19 protein-coding genes are annotated in these 21,798 nt (G+C 66.3%); 12 read left to right on the top strand and 7 right to left on the bottom strand.

The genetic code is table 11. From position 1 onward, the window contains the following. Positions 1–16: 16 nt before the first annotated feature. A complete protein-coding gene (locus tag FIU89_RS01540; protein ID WP_152490978.1) occupies positions 17–1,324 on the bottom strand; it encodes an HlyD family type I secretion periplasmic adaptor subunit in 1,308 nt (435 codons plus the stop codon). Then, positions 1,321–3,057, bottom strand: coding sequence for a type I secretion system permease/ATPase (locus tag FIU89_RS01535; RefSeq protein ID WP_152490977.1), 1,737 nt, complete (start codon positions 3,055–3,057; stop codon positions 1,321–1,323). The genes FIU89_RS01540 and FIU89_RS01535 overlap by 4 nt, the downstream gene beginning before the upstream one ends. A gap of 206 nt (positions 3,058–3,263) precedes the next feature. Between FIU89_RS01535 and FIU89_RS01530 the strand changes: the two genes are divergently transcribed. From FIU89_RS01530 to FIU89_RS01520, 3 genes are all read left to right on the top strand, one after another. After that, positions 3,264–4,022, top strand: a complete 759-nt coding sequence (locus FIU89_RS01530) for a VacJ family lipoprotein (protein WP_152490976.1) — start codon at positions 3,264–3,266, stop codon at positions 4,020–4,022. A 1-nt stretch (position 4,023) separates the two neighbouring features. Then, positions 4,024–4,617 (top strand): phospholipid-binding protein MlaC, encoded by a 594-nt coding sequence (locus tag FIU89_RS01525; protein ID WP_152490975.1) that lies wholly within the window; start codon positions 4,024–4,026, stop codon positions 4,615–4,617. Positions 4,618–4,748: 131 nt separating this feature from the next. Beyond that, entirely contained in the window at positions 4,749–5,735 is a 987-nt protein-coding gene (locus FIU89_RS01520) for a YihY/virulence factor BrkB family protein (RefSeq protein ID WP_152490974.1), read from the top strand. 38 nt (positions 5,736–5,773) lie between these two features. Here the strand turns inward: FIU89_RS01520 and FIU89_RS01515 are convergent, their stop codons facing one another. Next, positions 5,774–7,966: a transglycosylase domain-containing protein gene (locus FIU89_RS01515; RefSeq protein ID WP_152490973.1), complete on the bottom strand. Its 2,193-nt coding sequence runs from the start codon at positions 7,964–7,966 to the stop codon at positions 5,774–5,776. A gap of 329 nt (positions 7,967–8,295) precedes the next feature. Between FIU89_RS01515 and FIU89_RS01510 the strand changes: the two genes are divergently transcribed. The 5 genes from FIU89_RS01510 to FIU89_RS01490 all read left to right on the top strand — a co-directional run bounded on the left by FIU89_RS01510 (position 8,296) and on the right by FIU89_RS01490 (position 13,323). Next, positions 8,296–8,634: a P-II family nitrogen regulator gene (locus FIU89_RS01510; protein WP_152490972.1), complete on the top strand. Its 339-nt coding sequence runs from the start codon at positions 8,296–8,298 to the stop codon at positions 8,632–8,634. A 28-nt stretch (positions 8,635–8,662) separates the two neighbouring features. Further along, positions 8,663–10,006, top strand: a complete 1,344-nt coding sequence (locus FIU89_RS01505) for an ammonium transporter (protein ID WP_152490971.1) — start codon at positions 8,663–8,665, stop codon at positions 10,004–10,006. A gap of 125 nt (positions 10,007–10,131) precedes the next feature. Then, on the top strand, positions 10,132–11,028 hold the full coding sequence (locus FIU89_RS01500) for a CPBP family intramembrane glutamic endopeptidase (protein ID WP_152490970.1): 897 nt from the start codon (positions 10,132–10,134) through the stop codon (positions 11,026–11,028). Between the two features lie 61 nt (positions 11,029–11,089). Then, positions 11,090–12,052, top strand: coding sequence for an acetyl-CoA carboxylase, carboxyltransferase subunit beta (accD, locus tag FIU89_RS01495; protein ID WP_152490969.1), 963 nt, complete (start codon positions 11,090–11,092; stop codon positions 12,050–12,052). Continuing rightward, complete coding sequence (locus tag FIU89_RS01490) at positions 12,049–13,323, top strand: folylpolyglutamate synthase/dihydrofolate synthase family protein (RefSeq protein WP_152490968.1); 1,275 nt, start codon at positions 12,049–12,051, stop codon at positions 13,321–13,323. The genes accD and FIU89_RS01490 overlap by 4 nt, the downstream gene beginning before the upstream one ends. A 116-nt stretch (positions 13,324–13,439) precedes the next feature. Here the strand turns inward: FIU89_RS01490 and FIU89_RS01485 are convergent, their stop codons facing one another. After that, entirely contained in the window at positions 13,440–14,306 is an 867-nt protein-coding gene (locus FIU89_RS01485; protein ID WP_152490967.1) for an SDR family oxidoreductase, read from the bottom strand. Between the two features lie 9 nt (positions 14,307–14,315). Beyond that, the gene (locus FIU89_RS01480) at positions 14,316–14,759 is read right to left on the bottom strand and encodes a VOC family protein (RefSeq protein WP_152490966.1); all 444 of its coding nucleotides are present in this window, start codon (positions 14,757–14,759) and stop codon (positions 14,316–14,318) included. Positions 14,760–14,855: 96 nt separating this feature from the next. Here FIU89_RS01480 and FIU89_RS01475 point away from each other — a divergent pair, with 96 nt between their 5' ends. From FIU89_RS01475 to FIU89_RS01460, 4 genes are all read left to right on the top strand, one after another. Further along, positions 14,856–16,340 (top strand): AMP nucleosidase, encoded by a 1,485-nt coding sequence (locus FIU89_RS01475; RefSeq protein WP_152490965.1) that lies wholly within the window; start codon positions 14,856–14,858, stop codon positions 16,338–16,340. 205 nt (positions 16,341–16,545) lie between these two features. Beyond that, positions 16,546–16,980 carry a universal stress protein gene (locus FIU89_RS01470; protein WP_152490964.1) on the top strand — a complete coding sequence of 145 codons (435 nt, stop codon included), beginning with the start codon at positions 16,546–16,548 and terminating at the stop codon, positions 16,978–16,980. A gap of 41 nt (positions 16,981–17,021) precedes the next feature. Beyond that, entirely contained in the window at positions 17,022–18,566 is a 1,545-nt protein-coding gene (locus tag FIU89_RS01465; RefSeq protein WP_152490963.1) for a sodium:alanine symporter family protein, read from the top strand. Between the two features lie 367 nt (positions 18,567–18,933). Then, entirely contained in the window at positions 18,934–19,623 is a 690-nt protein-coding gene (locus FIU89_RS01460; protein WP_152490962.1) for a metal-binding protein ZinT, read from the top strand. A gap of 300 nt (positions 19,624–19,923) precedes the next feature. Here the strand turns inward: FIU89_RS01460 and FIU89_RS01455 are convergent, their stop codons facing one another. Together FIU89_RS01455 and FIU89_RS01450 are read right to left on the bottom strand one after the other, a co-directional pair. Then, positions 19,924–20,994 carry a histidine kinase dimerization/phosphoacceptor domain -containing protein gene (locus FIU89_RS01455; RefSeq protein ID WP_152490961.1) on the bottom strand — a complete coding sequence of 357 codons (1,071 nt, stop codon included), beginning with the start codon at positions 20,992–20,994 and terminating at the stop codon, positions 19,924–19,926. Between the two features lie 111 nt (positions 20,995–21,105). Further along, entirely contained in the window at positions 21,106–21,783 is a 678-nt protein-coding gene (locus FIU89_RS01450; protein WP_172977988.1) for a Crp/Fnr family transcriptional regulator, read from the bottom strand. Positions 21,784–21,798 lie beyond the last annotated feature (15 nt).

The following is a 21,798-nucleotide window of genomic DNA, read 5'->3' as shown; positions in this document are numbered from 1 at the left end:
GCCGCAGGCGCTCCGCTTACTCGCGAAACGCCTTGGCGAAGTAGTCCGTCAGCGGTTTCGTCAGATACGCCAGCGGCGTGCGGTCGGCGGTGCGGATGAAGGTCTCGACCGGCATGCCGGGAATCAGCGTCACGTCCTCCGGCAGACGCTCGCGCTGGCCTTCGCTCAGCGCGATCTCGGCCCGGTAATAGCTTTGCTGCGTGGCGTCGTCCCGGAACGCATCGGCCGAAATCTGCATCACCTGTCCCACCAGTTCCGGCGTCGTGCGCTGGTCCAGCGCCGAGAATCGCAGCGTCACCTCCTGGCCGACATATATCTTGTCGATATCCGTGGGCGGGACCCGTGCGTCGATGATCAGCGGCCGGTCCTGCGGCACCACGTAGAGGATCGGATCGGCCGGCCGGATGACCGACCGCAGCGCAAACACTTGCAAGCCGTACACCACCCCGCCCACCGGCGCGGTGACGTCCAGCCGGCTCATCTGCTCGATCAGCGCACGGCGCTCCTCCAGCAGCTCCAGCTCGCGGAACTGCAGGTCGCGCAGGGTCGTGATCGCCTCCTCGCGGCGCCGCGTGCCCAGCTTCAGCACTTCGATGTCGATCTCCGTGATCCGGCCTTCGGATTGCGCCGCCTGCGCCACCAGTTCGCCCAGCTGGCCCAGCAGCCGCGATTTCTCCCGCTTCAGCGCCAGCACGCGCGACGCCTGCGCCAGGCCCCGGTCCAGAAGCGATTGCTGGTCGGCCAGTTCCCTCTCGATCAACGCCAGCTGTTCGTTCATGGCCTTCTGCTGCGCCTCGATCCCGCCAATCTGGTCGGCGATCTGCCCGCGGCGCTTTTCCAACTGCGAAATCTCGCTGGCCACGGTTTCGTTGCGCGCGCTCAGCAGCCGCCGCTGACCGTCCAGCAGCCCGGCCACCTCGGCGCTCCGGGCCGCCATTTCGCGCACGAGGTCGGGAAACTCGATCTCCTCCCGGCCGTCCCGCTCCGCTTCCAGCCGGCCGCGCCGCGCCTGCAGTTCGAACAGCTGGTTCTCGGTGATCGCAAGTTGCGAGCGCAAGGCGGTGGCATCCAGCCGCAGCAGCACCTGCCCGGCCTCCACCGTGTCGCCCTCGTCGACCTCGATAGCAGCCACGACACCGCCATCGGGATGCTGCACCACCTGCCGGTTCTGGTCGACCACGATCTGCCCGCTGGCGATCACGGCGCCCGAGATCTGCGTCACCGCGGCCCAGCTTCCGAACCCGCCCAGCAGCAGGATCAGCCCGGTCAGCCCCACGATGATCGGCGCGCGCACCGACCAGCCGTCGCGCGTCTGCTCGCTCATTGCACGCCTCCGATCCGGGCGTGGCCGATCTCCTCGGCGTTCTTCACCACGTCCCTCAACACCTCGTCCTTGGGCCCGAAGGACCGCACGACGCCACCGTCCAGCATCAGCAGCAGGTCGCATTCGCGGATCGCCGCCGGGCGATGCGCCATGATCAGCACCGATTTGCCCTCGGCCTTGAACTGCCGGATCGCGTGGTTCACCGCCTCGCTGCCCTCGTTGTCGAGATTCGAGTTGGGTTCGTCCAGCACCACCAGGACCGGGTCGCCATACATCGCCCGCGCCAGCCCGATCCGCTGCATCTGCCCGCCCGACAGCCGCCCGCCGCCGGCGCTGATCCGGGTGTCATACCCGTCGGGCAGCTTCAGGATCATGTCATGCGCGTCCGCCTTCCGCGCCGCCGCGACGATCTTCGCGGGGTCGGGCTCTTCGGCAAGGCGCGATATGTTCTCGGCGATGGTGCCTTCGAACAGCTGCACGCGCTGCGGCAGGTATCCGATATGCTCGCCCAGCACCCGCGGCTCGAACTGGTCCAGCGACGCGCCGTCCAGCCGGATCTTGCCGCCCGCGGGCCGCCAGACCCCGGTCAGCGCCCGCGCCAGCGTCGACTTGCCCGCGCCCGATGGGCCGATCACGCCCACCGCCTGCCCCGGCCCGACGGTGAAACTGATGGTCTTCAACGCCGCCTGCTGGTCGCCCGGCGGCACCACCGTCACCTGCCGGACCTCCAGCAGGGCCTTGGGCTTGGGCAGCGGCGTGCGCGGCTGTTCGGGCGGCACCAGGGCCAGCAACCGGGCCAGCGAGTCCCAGCCCTGCATCGCCCGCTGCACCAGGGCCCACTGTCCGACGGCCAGCTCGATCGGCGCCAGCGCCCGGCCCATCAGGATCGATCCCGCGATCATCGCACCGGGCGTCAGCGCGTTCTGCAACACCAGGTAGGCCCCCAGGCCCAGCATCGCCGACTGCAGGAACAGCCGGAAGGTCCGCGTCGTCGTGGTGAACGTGCCCACCAGGTCCGACGACGCGATCTGCGATTTCAGCGACTCGTCGCGGGCCTTTTGCCAGCGCGAGAACGCCTGGTCGCGCATCCCCATCGCCTGCACCATCTCTGACTCGTTGCGGATCTGGCTGGACAACGCCTCCGCCGCGCCGGTGGCGCGCGCTGATTTCATCGCTGGCTGGCGGGTGACCATCTGGTTGACCAAGGTGACCAGGATGATGATCCCCCCGCCGATCAGCGCCAGCGCCCCCAGCCAGGGGTGGAACAGCCAGATCCCGGCCAGGAAGACCGGCGTCCACGGCATGTCGAATATCGCCATCAGCACCGGCGAGGCCATAAGCCGCTGCACCGCTTCCAGGTCGCGCAGGCCGGTCTGCGTATGTTCGTCCGGGGCCAGCGCCGCCTTGCGGATCACCGCGTCGAACACGCGCCGGTCCAGCCGCGCCTGGAACCGCGCCGCGACCCGGCCCATGATCCGGCCCCGTGCGTAGTCCAATAGGCCCATCATGCCGTAGAGGAACACCACCAGAACGCTCAGCGCGATCAGCGTCTCGACCGACCGGCTGCCCAGCACCCGGTCATAGACCTGCAGCATGTACAGCGGACCCGTCAGCATCAGCAGGTTGACGAAAAAGCTGAGCACGCCGACGAACCAGTAAAGCGTGCGGCTTTCGCGACGGGCGGCGCGCAGTTCCTCGCGCCCCGCGTCCAGTCTCGCCTTGCTCAGTTGCATCCCGTCTTTCCCGCCCGCCGCCGCATCATCGCTTGAACGACTCCCCGAATCCGCCTTACATGCGTTGTCACTGATCTGCCACAGGGTTACGCCGACAATTCGCGGTGTCTGGGCATCTCGAACCGATGCTTTAGGTATACCCGCATAGTTTAACCAAAGTCTGACCGTTGCCGAATTTCTCTTCTTCCCGTCGCCCCAAGCGCCTCGTGGCCGGCCTCCTCCTCGCGGTCGGCCTTGCTGTTTCGGGCTGTACGCCAACGCCCGCCGGCCACCCGCCCGGCGAGGTTTTCGATCCTTACGAGGACGAGAACCGCCGGACACACGCCTTCAACCGGGCGCTCGACCGCAAGCTGCTCCGGCCCGCCGGCAAGGGCGCGTCCGGCTTCATCCCCGACGATGTCGAAAACATGATCGGCCGCTTCGCCTTTCACCTGTCGATCCCGGGCGCGGTGGTGAACAACATCCTGCAAGGCAACATGAAAGGCGCGACCGAGGACACGTATCGCTTTGTCGTGAACACCACGATTGGCCTGGGCGGCCTCTTCGACACCGCGACCGAACTGAACATGCCCCAGGCCACCGATGCCGATTTCGGCCAGACACTCCATGTCTGGGGTGTCCGCGAGGGCGCCTATCTCGAACTGCCGCTGCTCGGCCCCTCGACCGAACGCGCCGCCGCGGGCAAGGTGGTGGATCTCTTCACCAACCCGCTCAGCTACGTGCTGGACGAGCCCGCGAACTACGCCATCCCGGCCGCATCGGCCGCCTCGGGCCTGTCCGACCGGGGCCGGTACGCGGACACGATCGATTCCATCCTTTACGAAAGCGCCGACAGTTACGCCCAGGCGCGTTCGCTCTATAGTCAGAACAGGCGTTTCAAGCTCGGCGGTGGATCGGGCGGAGCGCTGGAAGATCCATATGACGCGCAACTCGGCGCGCTGCCGGAGGACCCATACGATGAATGACATGTCCAGACGTTTCCTGATCGGTGCGGGCGCGGCCTTCACGCTGCTGCCCGCCGCCGCAACCCCCGCCCTCGCCCTGACAGAGGGCCGTGCCCGCGCGCTGATCGACCAGGTCGTGGCCGACATCAACCGGGTCATCGGCTCGGGCAAATCCACGAGCGCCATGATCCGCGACTTCGAACGCATCTTCGCGCGCTACGCCGACGTCAACATCATCGCCCGCTCGACCCTGGGCGCCGATTCGCGCCGCGCCTCCTCAGGCCAGATGCGCGCCTTCACCGCCGCCTTCCAGGGCTATATCGCCCGCAAGTACGGCAAGCGGTTCCGCGAATTCGTCGGCGGTCAGGTCAGCGTGACCGGGGTGCGCCAGGTCAAGTCCTGGCACGAGGTCCGCGCCAACGTGAAACTGCGCGGCAAGTCGCCCTTCACCGTGCTCTTTCTCGTTTCCGACCGCTCCGGCCGCGATCTCTTCTTCGACATGGTGATCGAGGGCGTCAGCCTGCGCCTCACCGAACGCACCGAGATCGGCGCCATGCTGGATCGCAACGGCGGCAATATCGACGCGCTGATCGCCGACGTGCAACGCGCGGGCTGATCCCGTGCCCCGGCCCGGGCCTTCCCCGGTCCTGGCCCGAACACGGCCCTCCCGGAAAAAACGGCGGAAAAACGATCTTTTCCGCCGCTCCGCGCGTTTCCCGAACAGGACAAGACAAACGGGAGACTGACATGCCGGACAAAGGCCGGGGGCACACGGCGGACCATCCGCACCACATATCGCGACATGGCTGGTGGGACGTGGTCCTGCGGCTCAAGGACGGCATCGCGTCCGACCACATGTCGGTCGTTTCGGCCGGTGTCGCCTTTTTCGGCCTCTTGGCGATCTTCCCGGCCGTGGTCGCCCTGATCTCCATCGCGGGTTTCCTGCTGAACCCGCAGGACGTGGCGAACAACCTGGAACAGATCATCGCCATCCTGCCCGAGAACGCGGCGGCGATCATCCAGGACCAGATCATGAAAGTCACCGGCGGCGACGAGGCGGCGACCGGCCTTGCCGCACTCCTGGGTCTTCTTCTCGCGCTTTACGGCGCGACCAAGGGCATGATGACCCTGATGGAAGGCATGAACATCGCCTATGGCGAAAAGGAAAAGCGCGGCTTCGTCAGGCTCTACGCTACCGGCCTTGCCCTGACGCTCTTCATTATCGTCGGGGTGCTGTCGGCGCTGGGCCTGATGATCGTGCTGCCCGCCGTGATCGGCTATCTGGGTCTGTCCGAGACCCTCGAGACCACGATTCTCTGGCTGCAATGGCCCGTCCTGGGCTGTCTCGCCGTCCTCGGTCTCGGCGTGCTCTACCGGTTCGGTCCCTCGCGCCGCAACGCAAGGTGGCGCTGGATCACCCCGGGCGCGGTGGTCGCCATGATCCTCTGGCTGGCAGGCACCGTCGCCTTTTCGGTCTACACCCAGAATTTCGCCAGCTACAATGAAACCTACGGCACGCTCGGAGGCGCGATCATCCTGCTGACATGGCTGTGGCTGTCGTCCTTCATCGTGCTGGCCGGGGCCAAGCTCAATGCCGAGCTGGAACATCAGACCCGCCGGGATACCACCACCGGACCCTCACGCCCCGAAGGCCAGCGCGGCGCGGTCAAATCCGATACCTTTCCCGATGCCGGCACCCAGGCGACGCCCGGCGCGGCGCCCGGCAAAGACTGAATCGATCTGCCGGATCGGCAGAGCGCCTCAACCTCGCCTCACCTTCGGTTGCCTGTCCCCTCCAACAGCTCTTCCAGCATCCGGTTGATCGTGTTGTCCCGGCCACCCTGCGGCTGTTGCTGTTGCGGCCACTGCTGCTGAACCTGCGGCTCCGGCTCGGGCTGCACGAAGATCATCGGCAGGTCGCTGACCGGCACGCCCTCGTTCACCCGCACCATCGTCTCGCGCCAGATATCCGCGGGCAGGCCGCCGCCGGTCACGCCTTTCAGCGGGGTGTTGTCGTCGTAGCCCATCCAGACGCCGGTGACGTAATCCGCCGTGAACCCCAGGAACCACGCATCCCGCGCCGCCTGCGTCGTGCCGGTCTTGCCGGCGGCCTGACGGTCGGGCAGCTTGGCGCGCGCGCCGGTGCCGGATTGCACCACCTCGTACATCATGCCCGTCAGCTTCTGCGCCGCCTCCTGCTGGATCACGCGCTCGCCGATGCCGCCGCTCTTGCGCATCAGCGGGTCGTCGTCGCCCAGCAGCTTCAGCTCGACCAGCCCGTAGGGCGTCACCGACGATCCGCCGTTCAGGATGCCCGCATAGGCCCCGGTCATTTCCAGAAGCGTGCTTTCCGACGTGCCCAGCGCCAGCGCAGGCCCCTCGGCCAGGTCGTTGTCGATGCCGAAATCGCTGGCGACCCGGCGAACCAGGTCCAGCCCCACGCTCTCGGCCACCTTCACCGCCGGGATGTTGTAGGACTGCGCCAGCGCCCGGATCAGCGGCACGCGGCCGTGGAATTTCTTGTCATAGTTCTCCGGGCACCATTGGCCCGACCCGGCAATGTTGCGGCAATAGGGCTCGTCCACCACCATCGACGTGGGCTCATAGCCCAGTTCCAGCGCCGTGGCATAGACAAACGGCTTGAACGCGGAGCCGGTCTGCCGCTTGGCCATCGTCGCCCGGTTGAAGGCGCCGGTGACGCGCGACTTGCGCCCGCCCACCATGGCCCGCACCGCGCCGTCGGCGCTCATCACCACGATCGCCGCCTGCGCCTCGGACCCGTCGCTGACCTTGTTCTCGAACACCCAGTCCAGTGCCTCCTCGGCGGCCCGCTGCATCCGCTGGTCCAGCGTCGTCTGGATGATCACGTCCTCGGTCGTGTCGCGGGTGAACAGTTCCGGCCCGCTGTCCATCACCCAGTCCGCGAAATACCCCCCCGCCTGCGCCGCGGCGGCCTCCGACAGGGTGGCGGGATTGTCCTGGGCGGCCTGCGCCTCGGCGTCGGTCAGGTAGCCCTGCTCGTTCATCAGCCGCAGCACCGTCGCCGCGCGGTTCTGCGACCGTTCCAGGTTGGTCGTCGGCGCCAGCCGCGTCGGCGCGGTCAGCAGGCCCGCCAGCATCGCCGACTGCGCCGCGTTCACCTCGCGCGCGCTCACCCCGAAATAGCGTTGCGCCGCGGCCTCCACGCCAAAGGCGCCGCCGCCGAAATAGGCCCGATTGAGGTAGATCGACAGGATCTCGTTCTTGGAATACTTGGCCTCCATCGCCATGGCATAGACCGCTTCCTTGGCCTTCCGGCCCAGCGATCCGCGGCGGCAGTCCCGGACGTACTCCGCCTCGCTCTCCCACTCGGATTCGTCGTATTCCACGCCCAGGCACAACAGTTTCGCGGTCTGCTGCGTGATGGTCGACCCGCCATGGCCCGACAAAGGCCCGCGCCCCTCGCTCAGGTTGATGCGGATGGCGCTGGCAATGCCGCGCGGGCTCAGGCCGAAATGCCGGTAGAACCGTTTGTCCTCGGTGGCCAGCACCGCGTTGCGCAGATCCGGGCTGACCGTATCGGCGGTCACCACGCCGCCGAACTGGTCGCCCCGCCAGGCAAAGACGTCGCCCTCCCGGTCCAGCATCGTGACCGACCCGCGCGCCCGCCCGTCCAGCAGCGCGCGCACATCCGGCAACCCCGCATAGACATAGGCCACCGCCAGGGCCGTCACCAGCAGCGCCACCGCGGTCACGCGCCACGTCACGACCCAGAACAGCCGCAGGATCCAGCGGAACAGGCGCTTGATCCACGCCACGGGGCCGCGCCCGCCGCCCGAACCGCCACCGCTCTTCCGCCGCGTGCGCGCCGGTTTCGCCGGCTTGCGGGCAGCCGTCTTGGCCCGGCTCTTTGCCGGTGTCTTGGTTGTCTTGCCGTATCGCCTGTCTGCAACGAGTCGCGGCGCTTTTCGCCCCTGGTTTCCCATGCCCTACCTGCTCGGACCTCTTTTGTTGCAGTTTACAGGTCCTGTCACCGAAAGTAGACCCCCGAAATGCATCTCCGGGCCTGCTGCGTCGCGTCACGTCGGCCCGCCATCCGCCCCGCCACCGGCGGCATGTCGCCGAAGCGCAGCCCGCCCGAATGCGATTCTTATCTGCCTATTTATTAGTCATTAATGATGAATTGCGCATAATTTGTGCATAATCCGACGATTTCCGCCCGCTTCCCCGGCGCTCACTCTTCCCGCCCGCCGCATCTCCGTCACTTTCTGCATCAGCGAAATCAACCTCGCCCAAGCAACCGAAAGGGACATCTGTGAAACTCATCATTGCAACCATCAAGCCGTTCAAGCTTGAAGATGTGCGCGAAGCGCTGACGGGGATCGGCGTGCGCGGCATGATGGTGACCGAGATCAAGGGCTTCGGCTCTCAATCGGGTCACACCGAGATCTACCGCGGCGCGGAATACGCCGTGAATTTCGTACCCAAGATCAAGCTCGAGATCGCCGTCACCGCCGGCATGGTCGACCAGGTGGTCGAGACCATCGCGACGACCGCGCGCACCGGCAAGATCGGCGACGGCAAGATCTTCGTGCTCGATATCGGACAGGCCATGCGCGTGCGCACCGGCGAAACCAACGATGACGCGCTTTAAGACGCGCGATAGAAGGGATAACATCACTATGAAACGCTTTATTCATCTGGGGCTCGCCGCAACCGCAATCGCGGTCCTGCCCCAACTCGGCTTTGCTCAGGAAGCGGCCGAAGCCGCCGAAGCCGAGGCCGCCGCACCCGGCTTTGACGAGATCGGCCCCTACATCATGACGACCCTGCTGTTCTGCATGGCAGGCTTTCTGGTGTTCTTCATGGCCGCGGGCTTTGCCATGCTCGAAGGCGGGCTGGTGCGCTCCAAGAACGTGACCATGCAGATGACCAAGAACATCGCGCTCTTCTCGATTGCCGCGATCATGTACTGGCTCGTCGGCTTCAACACGATGTACCCGGGCGACTTCAACGGCTACTTCGCCATCGGCGGGCAGACCGTGCTCGATCCGGTCGGCGTCGCCGCAGCCGATGCGGCGCTTGATTACGCGTCGATCGGCTCGGACTTCTTCTTCCAGCTCGTGTTCGTCGCCGCCACCGCCTCGATCGTGTCGGGCGCGCTGGCCGAACGGATCAAGCTGTGGCCGTTCCTGATCTTCGTCGTCATCCTGACCGGCTTCATGTACCCGATCTCGGGCTCGTGGAAATGGGGCGCAGGCTGGCTCGACGCCGCCGGCTTCCAGGACTTCGCCGGCTCGACCGTCGTGCACTCCGTCGGCGGCTGGGCGGCTCTCGCCGGCGCCATCGTGCTGGGCCCGCGCCTGGGCAAGTACGGCAAGGACGGCAAGGTCACCCCTATGCCCGGCTCCAACCTGGCGCTCGCCACCCTGGGCACGTTCATCCTGTGGCTCGGCTGGTTCGGCTTCAACGGCGGCTCGCAGCTGGCCATGGGCACCGTGGGGGATGTCTCGGACGTCAGCCGCATCTTCGCCAACACCAACATGGCCGCGGCGGCCGGTGCCGTGACCGCGCTGATCCTCAGCCAGGTGATGTACAAGAAGCCTGACCTTACCATGGTGCTCAACGGTGCTCTTGCGGGTCTCGTCTCGATCACCGCCGAACCGCTGGCGCCCACGCTCTTCGGCGCGCTCTGGATCGGTGCCGTCGGTGGCGTGATCGTGGTCCTGACCATCCCGATGCTCGACAAGCTGAAGATCGACGACGTGGTCGGCGCCGTTCCGGTGCACCTCTTCGCCGGGATCTGGGGCACCATCGCCGTGATCTTCTACAACGGCGACGCCAACCTGATGACGCAGCTGACCGGCATCGTGGCCTACGGTGTGTTCACCTTCGTGGCCAGCCTGATCATCTGGTTCATCCTCAAGGCTGTCATGGGCATCCGCGTCAGCGAAGAGGACGAGATCAACGGCCTCGACATGTCGGAACTGGGGATGGAAGCCTACCCCGAGTTCTCGAAAGGCTGAGACCAAATCGGAATGGGTCCTCCCGACCCTTGACCCTGACCCGGGCGTTCGCGCCCGGGTTTTTTCTTTCGGCGCAGGGACCCTTCGCCATTGCGGTCCCCCTCCCCGCGCCCTAGCTCTTGCCCATGTCCGACGCCTATCGCCCGTTTGAAGCCCTGGTCGCCCCGGCCCGCCGCACGGCGTCTCTCGTGCGTCTCGTGCTGGGCGGCGTGATGCTGGCGGTGCTGTTCCTGTCGACGATCTTCGCCGCCTCGACGCTGCTCAACCTGGTCCTGCCCGGCGCACCGCTCGACGAAACCGCCGCCGCGCTGGCCAACGGCGGCACCCCTTACGGCGTCCTGGCCAACCTTTATATCTTCGGCTTCATCATCCTCGCGCTGGCCATCACCGGGCGCGCCGTGCACGACCGATCCCTGCCCAGCTTCGTCGGCGACTGGCGTCGCGCGCGCCAGCATTTCGGCCGCGTCTGCCTCTACATGGTGGGCCTGCACCTCGCGCTTTCCATCCTGCTGCCCGCCACGCCCGATCTGACGCCCGAGGCCAACCTCGCCCCGTCCAGCTGGCTTGTCTTCCTGCCCCTCGCCCTGCCCGCCATCCTGGTTCAGACCGGGGCCGAGGAACTGGTGTTTCGCGGCTACCTGCAAAGCCAGCTCGCCGCCCGCTTCGCCAATCCCCGCATCTGGATCATCGTCCCCGCGATCCTCTTCGGCCTGCTGCACTACGACCCCGCGATCAACGGCGACGCCACCTGGCTCATCGTCGGCTGGGCCACGCTCTTCGGCATCGCCGCGGCCGACCTCACGGCCCGCACCGGCACCATCGGCGCCGCTCTCGGCCTGCATTTCGTCAACAATTTCTTCGCCATCCTCGTCGCCGCCCCCGCGGGCAATTTCGACGGCCTGGCGCTCTACACCTACCCCTTCGCCGTGGGAGACACCGATGCGCTCTGGGTCTGGGCCCCGCTCGACCTGATGCTCTTGCTGGTCAGCTGGCTCACCGCGCGCCTCGCCCTGCGCGTCTGATTGCATTTCCCCCGCGCACGGCTTATCTCAAGGGCGATTTGCAACGGGAACTGGGCCACCGATGAACTGGATCACCAATTACGTGCGTCCGCGCATCAACTCGATCTTCTCGCGCCGCGAGATCCCCGAGAACCTGTGGACCAAGTGCGACGAGTGCGGAACCATGCTGTTCCACCGCGAATTGCGCGAAAACCTCAACGTCTGCACCTCCTGCGGCCACCACATGGCCATCACCCCGCGCGACCGCTTCACCGCGCTGTTCGACGGCGGCACCTTCACCCAAGTGTCCGTGCCCCAGCCCACCGCCGACCCGCTGCACTTTCGCGACCAGAAGAAGTACCCCGACCGCCTGCGCGCCGCCCAAAAGGCGACCGGCGAGACCGAGGCGATGCTGGTGGCCTCGGGCGAGATCGGCCGCACCCCGATCGTGGCCGCGGCCCAGGATTTCTCGTTCATGGCCGGCTCCATGGGCATGTATGTCGGCAACGCCATCATCGCCGCCGCCGAGGAGGCCGTGAAGCTCAACCGCCCCCTCGTGCTCTTCTCCGCCGCCGGCGGCGCGCGTATGCAGGAAGGCATCCTGTCGCTGATGCAGATGCCCCGCACCACCGTCGCCGTGCAGATGCTGAAAGAGGCGGGCCTGCCCTATATCGTCGTGCTGACCCACCCCACCACCGGCGGCGTCACCGCGTCCTACGCCATGCTGGGCGACGTGCACATCGCCGAGCCGGGCGCGCTCATCTGCTTCGCCGGCCCCCGCGTCATCGAACAGACCATCCGTGAAAAACTGCCAGAGGGCTTCCAGCGGGCCGAGTACCTGCTCGATCACGGCATGCTTGACCGCGTCACTCCCCGCGGCGAGATGCGCAATGAACTCATCACCATCCTGCGCATGCTGCTGAACCTGCCGCCCGCCGTCACCGCCGACCTCCCCGCGCCTGAACTTCCAATCGAGGAAGAGCTTGAGAGCGCACCGCAACCGGACACGGCTGAGGAGCAGGCAGCGGACGACACCGACAAATGACCGCCCCCACATCGGACGTCATCCTCGACCGGATGATGGCCCTGCACCCCAAGATCATCGACCTCACGCTCGACCGCGTCTGGCGCCTGCTGGACGCTTTGGGAAACCCGCAGGACGCCCTGCCCCCGGTCATCCACATCGCCGGCACCAACGGCAAAGGCTCCACCCTCGCGATGATCCGCGCGGGCATCGAAGGCGCGGGCAAGACGGCCCACGCCTACACCTCGCCCCACCTCGCGCGCTTTCACGAACGCATCCGCCTGGCGGGCGAACTGATCACCGAACCGCACCTGACCGAAGTGCTCGATGAATGCTACGCCGCCAACGGTGGCGAACCGATCACCTATTTCGAGATCACCACCTGCGCCGCGATCCTCGCCATGTCCCGCACCCCCGCAGACTACACCCTGCTGGAGGTCGGCCTGGGCGGACGGCTTGACGCCACCAATGTCGTCGCCACCCCCGCGCTCACCATCATCACCCCGGTCTCGATGGACCACGAGCAATATCTCGGCGACACGCTGGCAAAGATCGCGACTGAAAAGGCCGGCATCCTGAAACGCGGCGTCACATGCGTCGTCGGCCCGCAGGACGAGGAAGGCATGGACGCCATCGAGGCCGCCGCCCAGCGCACGCACAGCCCCCTTCGGGCCCACGGCCAGCACTGGCACGTCACCACCGAACGTGGCCGTCTCATCTACCAGGATGAAACCGGCCTGCGCGATCTGCCCCTGCCCAACCTGCCCGGCGCGCACCAGTACGAGAACGCAGGCGCCGCCATCGCCGCCCTGCGCCACCTGCAACTTGGCGATGCCGCGCTCGAGGCCGCCGTGACCCAGGCCCACTGGCCCGCCCGGATGCAGCGCCTCTCCACCGGCCCGCTGGCCGAGGCCGCACCGCAGGCCGAACTCTGGCTCGACGGCGGCCACAACCCCGCCGCGGGCCGCGCGCTTGCCGCGCACCTGGCCTCGCTGCCGCCTCGCCCCACGCACCTGGTCTGCGGCATGCTCAACACCAAGGATATCTCGGGCTACCTCTCCCCACTCGCCGGCGCCGCGCAAAGCCTCACCGCCATCTCGATTCCTGGCGAGGCCAACACCCTGCCCGCCGACGCCACCGCCACCGCCGCCGCCAACGCCGGCCTGCCGTCAGGCACCGCCGCCAGCGCCCGCGCCGCCATCGAGGATATCGCCGCGAAAGACCCCACCGCCCGCATCCTCATTTGCGGCTCGCTCTACCTCGCCGGCGCCATCCTGCGCGAAAACGGCTGATCTCTACCCCCGCCCCGGACCTGATCCGGGGCCTCGTAGGGTGGGTGAAAACCCACCACGCCCCTCACCCCTCGCGCAACATCGCGTAGGGTGGGTGAAAACCCACGCACCACGCCTCACCCCTCGCGCGCATTCTCCTCGGCCAACAACGCCTCCAACCCCGCCTTGTAATCGGGATACTTCAACACCACCCCCAACTCGTCCTTGATCCGGCTGTTCTCCACGCGCTTCGATTCCGCATAGAACGACCGCGCCATAGGGCTCATCTCCGCCTCCTCGAAATCCACCGCCGGCGGCAACGGCAGGCCCAAGAGTTCCGCCGCATAGCCGATCACGTCCTGCGGCGGCGCCGGATCGTCGTCGCAGACGTTATAGGCCGCGCCCGGATTGGGCCGGTTTATCGACGCCTCCAGCACCTGCGCAATATCCTCCACATGGGTGCGGCTGAACACCTGGCCTTGCTTGATGATCCGCCGCGCCGTGCCGCGGCGCACCTTCTCGAACGGCCCGCGCCCGGGGCCGTAAATCCCCGCCAGCCGGAAGATATGCAGCGGCAGGCCCGGTATCGCCGCCCACGCGGCCTCGGCGACGACGCGCTTCTGCCCCCGCTCGGTCGACGGCTCCAGCGGGCTGTCCTCGTCCACCCAGTCGCCCTCGTGATCGCCGTAGACCCCCGTGGTCGACAGGTACCCGGCCCAGTCCAGCCGCCCCGCAATGGCCGCGATGTCCTCGCCCAGCGCGTTCAGCACCGGGTCGCCCTCCTCGCCCGGGCTGACGGATGTCAGCAGATGCGTCGCCGCCCCCAGCGCCTCCGACAGGTCGCTTCCGGGCCAGACCACGCCTTCCACGCCCTCGTCCCGCAGCGCCTCGGCCTTCTCGGCGCTTCGGGTCGTGCCGATCACCCGCCAGCCCTGCGGCACCAGCCGCCGCGCCAGCGCCCGCGCCGAAAACCCGTGCCCGAAGGACAGCAACACCTTGCCCATGCGTTTCTCCTATGGCTCTCCGCCAGATATATCCTGCAGCGGCCGCGACGCCACCCAGGCATAGCCGTTCTCGCACAGGATGGTGGTCTCGCGCAGGCCATGCGGCTTGTCCGTCGGCGGCTGCAACACGTGCCCGCCCGCCGCCTCGGCCTGTCTGGCGGCCTCGTCCGGGTCACTGTCGAACAGGTGGATCTGCGCCCCCGCCCCGCGCGGGCCGCTTTCGGGCAACAGCCCCAGCGCGGGATGGCTGCCATAGGTGGCATCGACATGCAGCTGCATCAGCTGATCGCCATAGACCATGATCGCGAAATCCCCGCTCACGCGGTGGGCCTTCATCCCGAACACCGCCTCCAGGAACGCCACCTCGCGCGCCACGTCCCGCACCAGCAGGTTCAGGCCCATCCCCCGCAGCGACGCGCCGAACACCTCCGGCTTGACCGTCTCGAAATCCATGACCCTCTCCCTTGCGCCCACACATCCGCGCCAGCTTGCGAACCGTCCCCCGCTCTGTCAACGTGCCCCGCAAAAGTTGAATGTATCGGGTACACCATGGCTCAGACCGCCGATGACGGCCGCTACCACAGTCCAGAGGCCCCGGCGCCGCAGAACTTCACCGAGGCCGCGACGGCCGTGGATCACCTGGTGGCGCTCTACGACGACGCGGTAAGCTTCCTGTGCGAGGCGTTCCAGGCCGCGATGCTGAACGGTCAGCCCTCGCGCCCCGTCCGCGCCTTCTACCCCGAGATCCGCATCAGCACCTCCAGCTACGCCAAGATCGACAGCCGCCTCAGCTTTGGCCACCTGGCCGAACCGGGCACCTACGCCACCACGGTCACCCGGCCGCGCATGTTCCGCAACTACCTCGAACAGCAGATCGGCCTTCTGCTCCACAACCACGATGTGCCGCTGACAATCGGCGTGTCCGACACCCCGATGCCGGTGCATTTCGCCGTCGCCAACGACGCCTCCATCACCGTCCCGCAACAGGGCGCAGCCGACTTTACCCTGCGCGACTATTTCGACGTGCCGGACCTGTCGACCACCAATGACGACATCGTCAACGGCACCTATACCGTCATGCAGCAAAGCCCCGCGCCGCTCGCCCCCTTCACGGCGCAGCGCGTGGACTATTCGCTCGCGCGGCTCGCCCATTACACCGCCACCGCGCCCGAGCATTTCCAGAACCACGTCCTCTTTACCAACTACCAATTCTACGTGGCCGAGTTCGAGGCCTATGCCCGCAAGGTCCTCGCCAATCCCGACAGCGGCTACGACAGCTTCGTCGGCCCCGGCGACGCGACCATCACCGGCCCCGACGAGGTGCTGCGCCCCACCTCCAAGCTGCCGCAGATGCCCACCTACCACCTCAAGCGAAAGGACGGTGCCGGCATCACCCTGGTCAATATCGGCGTCGGCCCGTCCAACGCCAAGACGGCGACCGACCACATCGCCGTCCTGCGCCCCCATGCCTGGATCATGGTCGGCCATTGCGCGGGCTTGCGCAACTCGCAGTCGCTGGGCGATTTCGTTCTCGCCCATGCGTATTTGCGAGAGGACGCGGTGCTCGATGCCGACCTGCCCGCCTGGGTGCCCATCCCGGCGCTGGCCGAGGTGCAGATCGCGCTGGAAAAGGCCGTCGCCGCCGAAACCGAGCTGGAAGGCTACGCGCTCAAGAGTGTCATGCGCACCGGCACCGTCGCCAGCTTCGACAACCGCAACTGGGAACTGCGCGACCAGTCCGGCCCGGTCCAGCGCCTGTCGCAATCCCGCGCCATCGCGCTCGACATGGAAAGCGCCACCATCGCCGCCAACGGCTTCCGCTTCCGCGTGCCCTACGGCACGCTTCTGTGCGTCTCGGACAAGCCGCTCCACGGCGAGTTGAAACTGCCCGGCATGGCCAGCGATTTCTACAAGACCCAGGTCTCGCGCCACCTCATGATCGGCATCCACGCGATGGAGCATATCCGCGACATGCCGCTGGAACGCATCCACAGCCGCAAGCTGCGCAGCTTCGACGAGACCGCGTTCCTCTAGGCTCCCCCAGACCACGAAAAACACCCGTCCCGGACCCGATCCGGGACCTCTCTGCCGTTTGCGCATCCGGTGAACACGGGGCGGAGAGCCGCAAACCCCCTACGGCACCGTTCTGCCAACATAAATTGAAAAAACTCGCGCCGACTCGCCTTTTGCGTCTACGCTGATCGAATTCCGATCCGGAATGACACGACAGGAGAGAACAATGTCAAAAAAACTGGTCCTGGGATTTGACGACAGTGAAAGCGCCAAGGCGGCTCTCGACTTCGCAACCACCCTGGCAAAGGCACAAGGTGCGGAAGTCATCGTCGCCCATGTGCTGGAATGGTCCCCCTATTCCTTTCTCACCAAGGAAGAACTCGAGGAACGGCACATGCGCCGCAAGGAGGAACTGGCCCGCGCCGAGGACGCGCTGCTCAAGCCTGTCCTGAAAAGACTGTCCGACGCCGGCATCACCGCGACGACGGTCCTGCGCTACGGCCATATCGCCGACACGCTGGTCGACATCATCAAGGAAAACAACGCCGAGATGATCGTCATCGGCCGCACCGGCCACTCGGCGCTGTCGTCGCGCCTCTTCGGCTCGGTCGCGGGCAGCCTGGCACAGGCCGCCCCCGTGCCGGTCACCATCGTACCGTGATCATGCGCCACGCATTCAACGACAATAATCGAGGGACACAGATGAAACATGCATTCAAGACGCCCCTGGCGGCGCTCTTCGCCCTGCTGGCGCTCAGCGCCCCGGCCCTGGCGCAATCCATCGACGAAACCGTCAACGAGATCTTCGCCAATTCCACCGGCTGGTTCGTCAGCCTGATCTTCTCCGACTTCCCCGGCACAAGCTTCCCCTGGATCGTCGGCTGGCTGGTCATCGCCGCCACCGTCTTCACCGTCTATTTCGGCGTGGTGCAGCTGCGCTGGGTCGGCCACTCCATCGCGCTCGTGAAGGGCGACTATTCCGATCCCAACGACGCCGGCGAGGTCAGCCACTTCCAGGCGCTCGCCACGGCGTTGTCGGGCACGGTGGGCCTGGGCAACATCGCGGGCGTCGCGGTGGCCGTCGGCATCGGCGGTCCGGGGGCGACGTTCTGGATGATCCTCGCGGGCCTTCTGGGCATGGCGTCCAAGTTCACCGAATGCACGCTCGGCGTGAAATACCGAAATGAATATCCCGACGGCAAGGTCTCGGGCGGCCCGATGTACTACCTGTCCAAGGGCTTCAAGGAACGCGGCATCTTCGGCGGCGGCATCCTGGCCGTGCTCTTCTCGATCTTCTGTATCCTCGGCGCATTGGGCGGCGGCAACATGTTCCAGGCCAACCAGGCCCACGCGCAGCTCTCCAACGTGCTGGGCGACTACCCCGGCTGGATCACCGGCCTCGTGATGGCCGCGGTCGTCTTCGCCGTCATCGTGGGCGGCCTGAAATCCATCGCCAAGGTCACCGAAAAGGTCGTGCCCTTCATGGGCATCCTCTATGTCGGCACCGCGCTCATCATCATCGCGATGAACTATGACCAGATCGGCACCGCCTTCGGGCGCATCTTCGAGGGCGCCTTTACCGGCCTCGGCGTCGCCGGCGGCATGGTCGGCGCGCTGATCCAGGGCTTCCGCCGCGCCGCCTTCTCGAACGAGGCGGGCGTCGGCTCTGCCGCCATCGCCCACTCGGCGGTGCGCACCAAGGAGCCGATCACCGAAGGCTTCGTCTCGCTGCTGGAACCCTTCATCGACACGGTGGTGGTCTGCACCATGACCGCGCTGGTGATCATCATCACCGACCAGCTGATCACCGATCCCGAAACCGGCCTCTTCGTGCTGAACGAGGCAGGCAACGCGGTCCAGACGGTCGACGGCAACACCGGCGTCGCGCTCACGTCGGCGGCGTTCTCGTCCTCGATCGACGGGTTCAAGTACGTCCTGGCGCTGGCGGTGATCCTCTTCGCCTTCTCCACGATGCTCAGCTGGTCCTATTACGGCCTCAAGGCCTGGACCTTCCTCTTCGGCGAGGGCCAGACGAAAGAGCTGATCTTCAAGCTGATCTTCTGCCTCTTCGTGGTGATCGGCGCGGCCTCCAGCCTCGGCCCGGTGATCGACTTCTCCGACGCCGCGATCTTCGCCATGGCGGTGGTCAACGTGCTGGGCCTCTACTTCCTGATGCCGATCGTCAAGCGCGAGCTGCACAGCTACGCCGCGCGCCTGCGCTCGGGCGAGATCAAGAAGTACAAGTAAGCGCGCAGGTCCCCTGACCGGGGACCGTCCCACCAACGACACCGCCCTCGCAGGCTCTGCGGGGGCGGTTTTGCATTGGCTGCCTGCCAGTGCCAGAAGGCGCGGACTTGCCTTCACGCCAGGCCAACAGACCTTGCGAGCGACCCACGCACAACGTGCGGTTCCATCGCGGTTCGCTGTACCGGGCTTGCACATGCAACGGACCGGCGCGCGGCGGCACGTGCCGTTCGGCAGTCTTTCGCGTCCGAACAGGCCTTCAACTGCGTGACCCGGTTGTCAAAGCAAAATCCGTCAGTTAGGGACAAACCGTTATGTAATAACATCTATATTCATGGGGTCGCAGATCCCGTCAACACAGGAGCCTCTCATGCAACAGACATTCGCCAAGTGCGTTGCCGCCGTCGCCACCGGCGCATTGCTCGTGCTTTCCGCGCCGGCGTTCGCCCAAAGCGACAGCACACATGACCACGATCACGATCATTCCGAAGAACACGATCACTCCGAAAAGCACGATCACGGTGACGACAAGGTCTACAAAGGTTACTTCGAGGATGACCAGATCGAGGACCGCACCCTCTCGGACTGGGAAGGAGACTGGCAATCGGTCTACCCGCTGCTGCAGGACGGAACGCTCGACCCCGTCATGGCGCACAAGGCCGAGCACGGCGACAAGACAGCGGCCGAATACACCGACTATTACAAGACCGGCTATGCGACCGAGGTCGACCGCATTCTCATCAAAGGTGACAGCGTGACCTTCTTCGAGGACGGCACCCCGCTGCAGGGCCGCTATGCCAACGACGGCTACGAAGTGCTGACCTACAAGGCCGGCAACCGCGGTGTCCGCTACATCTTCGAAAAGAGCGGTGGCGATGCCGGGGCGCCCGCGTTCATCCAGTTCAGCGACCATGCCATCGCGCCGCAGGATGCCGGGCACTTCCACCTCTACTGGGGCGACGACCGGGCGAAGTTGCTCGAGGAAGTCACCAATTGGCCAACCTACTACCCCGCCGAACTCAGCGGCGAGGACGTGGCTGAAGAAATGATGGCCCACTGAATACGGGTCAATGCGTGCGGCCGGACAGGGCCGCACGCCCTCCGGGCCCCGGTCCGACAAAGCGGCGACCCGCAAAGGAAACGGCGCACGCTGACCCGGCTCATTGCCATGATATCCGGCGACAGAACGTGGCAGAGACGGTCGCCCAAACCGTCGCGGCGCTCCGTTGACTCCGCAACCGCAAAACGGACGTGCCGCGTGGGCAGACCCAGTGCACCGATGTCGATGCAGACGCCCTTGCATCCGGCACCATCTCGACATCCCCGTCCGGCCCAAGCCCCGGGCCGCCGCCTTACCCGGTCACACCTCGACCGTCACCCGCGTGCCCTGCTCCAGCGTCTCGACCGACAGGTCCGCCTCCAGCGATTGCGTCAGCGCCACGACGATGCTGCCGCCCACGCCGGGCTTGCCGCTGTCCCCGGTCGTATCCAGCGCCCCGTCGTGATCCTCCGCCCGCTCACGCTGCGTCTCGATGCTCGCCGCGCCGAACGGCCAGTTGCTGTCTTCCGGCAACCCGATCCCGTCATCCTCGACCGACAGGCGCAAGCCCTGCGCGCCGGTCCGCTGGAACCGCACCTCGACCGTGCCGGTCGACCGGCCCGCGAAGGCGTGCTCGAACGCATTGGTCAGGAACTCCGACAGCAGCAGCCCCAGCCGCGCCGCCTGGTCGACCGGCAACGACACCTCGTCGCATTCCACGTTCACCCGTATCGCCCCGCGCGGCTCCAGGCTGGACACCACCGAGGCGATCCGGCTCAGATAGGCGCCGGTCTCTATCTTTTCGCTGTTTCCGCCGCTCAGCAGCTCGTCATACAGAACCGACAGCGCCTCGATCCGGCGGCCGATCGCCTTCAGCGACTCCTCGGTGACGTCCTGGCGGGCCTGGATGCGGATCATGCTGACGATCATCGCCAGATGGTTTTTCACCCTGTGCTGCAACTCGCGCAGCAGCCCCAGCGTCGCGTCATCCTGCTCCGGCATCGTCACGGTCTGCGGGATTTCGCGCTGCAGGCCGAAAAACCCGGTCAGCGCACCGTCGCTGCCGTGGATCGGCGCCACCAGCAACTGGTTGCGAAACGCCGTGCCATCGGCCCGGTGGTTGGTGATCACGACTTCGAATTCCTCTGCCGAATCCAGCCCCGACCGAAGCTTCTGGACATCCGCCGCATCGGTCTCTTCACCCTGCAGGAAACGGCAGTTCCGCCCGATCGCGTACCGTCGGCTGTAAAGCGTCAGGGACTCGAAGGCGGAATTGACATAGGTGATCGGATTGTCGTCCAGCCGCGGATCGGTCAGCACCATGGACAACGGCGAAAGCCGTATCGCCTGCTCGACCTCGTTTTCGCCCATTTCCATGTCTTCCGGCTTCATCCTGTCGCTTCTCTCCAAACCGCTTCATCCTGAAGCAACAGGAAAAGCTCCTTCAAGCTTACAGGATGGATCGTTCGCTTTCTGTACGCTACCGCACCTCAAATCCACAGGTCAATCACCGCTCCTCTTATCGGGAAGCAGTTCCGCATTGGCCGAACGCACCAAGTCGTAACACTCGCAGCTTGCCCCGCGCAGCCCCTTGATATCGGTGATCTCAAGGCGCCCGCGCGCATACTTGATCAGCCCCTGCGACTGCAGGTCCAGCGCGGCGTTGGTCACCGTCGCCCGCCGCACGCCCAGCATCTGCGCCAGAAAGTCGTGGGTCAGCCGCATCTCGTTGCCGTCGGTCCGGTCCCCCATCGTCAGCAGCCACCGCGCCAGCCGCGGCTTGGCCTCATGCGCCGCGTTGCACGCGCCCGAGACCATCGCCTGGTACAGAACCGACTGCACGACCGAAAAGAGGGCGTTCTCGAAATCCCGATACTCGGATTTCAGCTCCCGGAACCGCTCTGCCGGCAAGCGCAGCGCCCGGCCCGCGATCTGCACCTCGTCCGCGGCCAGTTGCCTTGGATGTCGCAGGATCAGGTTCAGCGCGCTGCACGCCTCGCGTCCCACATTCGCCATCTCGACCCCGCTCCCGTCGCTGTAGGACGCCAGCGTGGAAATCACCGCGGTCTCGGGAAAATAGACAGCCGAGGTCACATCGCCCATCCGGTGCAGGACATCGCCGGCCTCCAGCGTCACAGGTTCGCACCGCGCGCCCACCGCCTCCCGCGTCGACGCGCTCAAAGAGCGCAAGACCCT

The sequence above is a fragment of the Roseovarius sp. THAF27 genome (genome assembly GCF_009363655.1).
Lineage (GTDB): Bacteria > Pseudomonadota > Alphaproteobacteria > Rhodobacterales > Rhodobacteraceae > Roseovarius.
The sequence above is the reverse complement of the archived record's forward strand: the minus strand, read 5'-3'. Positions and strand labels throughout refer to the sequence as shown.